Raw genomic sequence first — 3,548 nt, 5'->3', positions numbered from 1 at the left:
TTTATAGACTTAAATTTTAGCATAATCAATTAAACTCGAAAGACCTTAAATCTCACCTATACTGGTGCTATAAAACAGGAAACAAGGTGTCGTAAGGCTTAAAAATCCTGATTTGTCGTGCCATGGGCAACTTCAGAACTATGTCGTTAAGCACTATCATCTGTCACCTTTACTTCAAGAGTAGGTTCAAATTTAAATATTAATCTTATAGGTTCTATGAACGCAATCGGCCCTATGGAGGTTTAAGAAATTGTCACATACACAATAACCAATAATAATTGATTTCTGAGATTATAATAGAATAAGCGTTTAATTTTCCTTGCTCCCTACCTAATTTATGGTGGGGTTTTTTTTATTAAAATCTACAAAATTTTCATATATTCATCCCAGATATTATTTAGTTTCTACCAAATATCTTATAGCCGCATAAAACTATAACACCTTTTTTGGACAAAAAACATCTATTGAGATTATTTTCATACTAAAATCTTGGGATGAACCTTTCAATAACTAATTTAGTACCGATGATTTTACCACTTTTTTAACTTCTGCCAAGACTAACATTGTTAACTGTTCCGGAGTAGATTTAGGCTCTACATGAATATGAACATCTGCATTAGCATAAAGTGGCCGTCGTTCCTCTAAAAGAGCCTGAAGTTTACCCAGAGGGTCTCTATCCTGAAGCAGAGGTCTAGTTTGATCGCCCTGTAAACGACTATGCAATACCTCTATAGGCGCATCTAACCAGACGACAATACCATGCTGTAAGTAGCTCCAGTTAAAATGGTTCAATACAATACCACCACCTGTTGCAATAGTCAAATTTTTATAACTAGATACTTGTGCCAATACATTTGTTTCCAACTGCCGAAACGCTGCTTCACCATCATCAGCAAAAATTTCATTGATAGACTTGCCAGCAACTTGAGAAATCAAATTATCCGTATCTAGAAAACGATATCCTAAGTTTTGGGATAGCAGCTCTCCCACGGTTGTTTTACCTGCCCCCATCATCCCAACTAGATAAAGATTTACTCCTTGTAAGAATTTCTTATTACTAACATTCATAAATTACTGTATGAAAAAAAACGATTAAACAAAAGCCAAACTTATTTTGGATCTTCTGACTGATGATCTTTGTCAGAAACTTGATCATCTTCTTCCTCTTGAGTAGGCATAGATGTATTTGCAGGAGGAGGAGTAATTATCCGATAATCTGCATCATAAACAGATTCAGTTTGACCAACACCTGAACTGCTACTATCACGATAACCATAAGAATATACAGAACCAGACCAAGAACCTGTTTTTGGCTGTTGTTCTGTTTCATAATTTTTAGTAGCACTTTCATTCACAGATTCCTGTATTTCTTCTGAACCTTGCTCCTCTGTGGTGCCATCCCAAGAACGATTCACCCTGGGAGGTCTTGGTTGCCAATCATCATAATTTTCATTTTTCTTAGCTGGTTCTGAATCTTTATTCAAGTTAAAAGAGCTTTGAGAATCTAAAGTTACTTGAGGTTGTGAAGCATCCCAAACTTCCTCAGTTCGATCTTGATGATGAGACTTTCTAGAACGAGGTCTAGCAGGTGGTAAATTCTTTTTTAACAAGTAATTTGAAAGTCCGAAAATACCATAAATCAACAGGTAAGTAATCACACCTGCAAGAAAAGCACCTAAAATCCATATAGACAAAGGTAGAGGTATAGATCGTAACCCCAAAAAAGTTAAAGACAAATTAGGGGACCAATTTTGCCAAGAAAATAAGGCCAACCCAACGATTATCAAGATTAAAACTACTAACAATAGTAAATTCCGAGATCTATTCATGGCCTATCCACCGTTTTATAGGAACACAATCTAAACCAAATTGGTCTAGGGCACGAGCTACAACAAAGTCTACCAAATCCTCTATAGTTTGGGGATTATGATACCAAGCTGGGATTGCTGGGACAATTCTTGCTCCTGCTTCTGCTAGAGTAGTCAAATTTCGTAAATGAATCAAGCTAAAAGGTGTTTCCCGAGGCACCAATATTAGTTTACCACCTTCTTTTAACTGTACGTCTGCTGCACGCTCCAGTAAATCTGAGCTGAATCCAGCAGCCAACTTACCCACTGTTCCCATGCTGCAAGGAATGATAATCATCCCCTTAGTTCTGTAGGAACCACTAGCAATATTAGCCCCTATATCTTGCCAAGCATGACAACACAGTTTACCGTTACTTTCTTCTCCTGCTTGCTCTCGCCAGAATTTTTCTTGTCTAGCTGCTTCAGCAGGCATTTTAATATTTTGCTCTGCTTGCCAGACTGAGTAGGTAGCTTTTGACGCTACTAAATCAATAGTGTAATTGGATGCTAACAAAAATTTAATAGTTCTGACAGCATAAATTAGTCCTGATGCTCCTGTAACTCCGATCGTTATCGGTAGTTGCGGAGTAGAAACAGAATCATTCATTTTCAATAATTGAAGAAGGAGACAGGAGACAGGAGACAGGAGACAGGAGGAAAATTACATGGGGATTCTAACCCCAAGTAATTTTGAACACCGTGTAGACGGTGGGGTATTAAACCCACAAAGAAAATGATAATTTATAGTAGGTGATAGTTATACCGTTTCACTAAAGTCAGAAGTCAAAATTCAGAAGTCAGAAGTGACCTTAATGGAACTTAAAATCTGGCGTTGCTGAATGGTAATGATTTTTAGATTAAGTATCAACGCAAAACATAAGTTTTTCAATTTTACCTTCAGCTACTTACTATTACATTTCAGCAACACCGGAAAAAGAGGTGTTGCTGAAATAAGGAATGAAACTGGTGAGTGAGTAGGTATTAATAGTAAGTAAAAATAGCTTCTTTTAACTACTAGCTGCTAGCTACTGACTACTAAAAAATCACACAATCATTCAGCAACACCTTATATTTTCGGGTAGGCAGGATACCCACCCCACTTATATTCATCCCGCCCTTCAGCAACACCGAAAAAGATAATTAATATCTATAACGATGACTAGGGGGTGAAAACTCATCATCATCAAAAGCAACGCTACCACCACCCACTGCAACTAAGTCAATTTGCTGGCGATAATAATCAACACTCTTGACCTGTACTTCCACCATATCCCCTAGTCGATACTGATTACGATTTTTGCGTCCCACAAGGGTTTGTTGTCGAGAACGATATTCATACCAATCATCTTTGAGAGAGGATACATGAACTAAACCTTCTACTCTGAAAGTTTCTACTGACTCAGAGGAAATCTCAATTTCTACAAAGAAACCGTAAGACTGCACCCCTGTAATCAAACCTTGGAACGTTTGCCCTGTGCGTTCCTTCATCAATCCAGTTTTAATTAATCCCTCCAGGTCTTCTTGAGCATCCTGTGCTACATTTTCTCGTTCTGTTAAATGTACAACTACTGATGTTAGTTGTGCTTCCAACTCTTGCTGTATTTCTGGAGGTAGAACATTCCAGGTGATTTTGCCATGACAGGAAGAATGACTGAGTTCTACACCTTCTTTGGAGCGACTCGAACGGCGATCGCGTCCTTC

Annotated in this window: 4 protein-coding genes; all 4 read right to left on the bottom strand. The window is 37.9% G+C overall.

Annotated features, from left to right (window positions below):
• Nucleotides 1–510: 510 nt before the first annotated feature.
• A complete protein-coding gene (locus F6K13_RS23935; RefSeq protein WP_124144867.1) occupies nt 511–1,068 on the bottom strand; it encodes a shikimate kinase in 558 nt (185 codons plus the stop codon).
• A 41-nt stretch (nt 1,069–1,109) separates the two neighbouring features.
• Complete coding sequence (locus F6K13_RS23930) at nt 1,110–1,829, bottom strand: LapA family protein (protein WP_124144868.1); 720 nt, start codon at nt 1,827–1,829, stop codon at nt 1,110–1,112.
• The gene (locus F6K13_RS23925; RefSeq protein WP_124144869.1) at nt 1,822–2,454 is read right to left on the bottom strand and encodes a flavin prenyltransferase UbiX; all 633 of its coding nucleotides are present in this window, start codon (nt 2,452–2,454) and stop codon (nt 1,822–1,824) included. The genes F6K13_RS23930 and F6K13_RS23925 overlap by 8 nt, the downstream gene beginning before the upstream one ends.
• 533 nt (nt 2,455–2,987) lie before the next feature.
• Nucleotides 2,988–3,548 (bottom strand): S1 RNA-binding domain-containing protein (locus F6K13_RS23920; RefSeq protein WP_287288593.1); only part of this gene is annotated, 561 nt, incomplete at its 5' end.

Origin of the sequence: Okeania sp. SIO2B9 (genome assembly GCF_010672505.1) — a bacterium.
Taxonomy (GTDB): Bacteria; Cyanobacteriota; Cyanobacteriia; order Cyanobacteriales; family Microcoleaceae; genus Okeania; species Okeania hirsuta.
The sequence above is the reverse complement of the archived record's forward strand: the minus strand, read 5'-3'. Positions and strand labels throughout refer to the sequence as shown.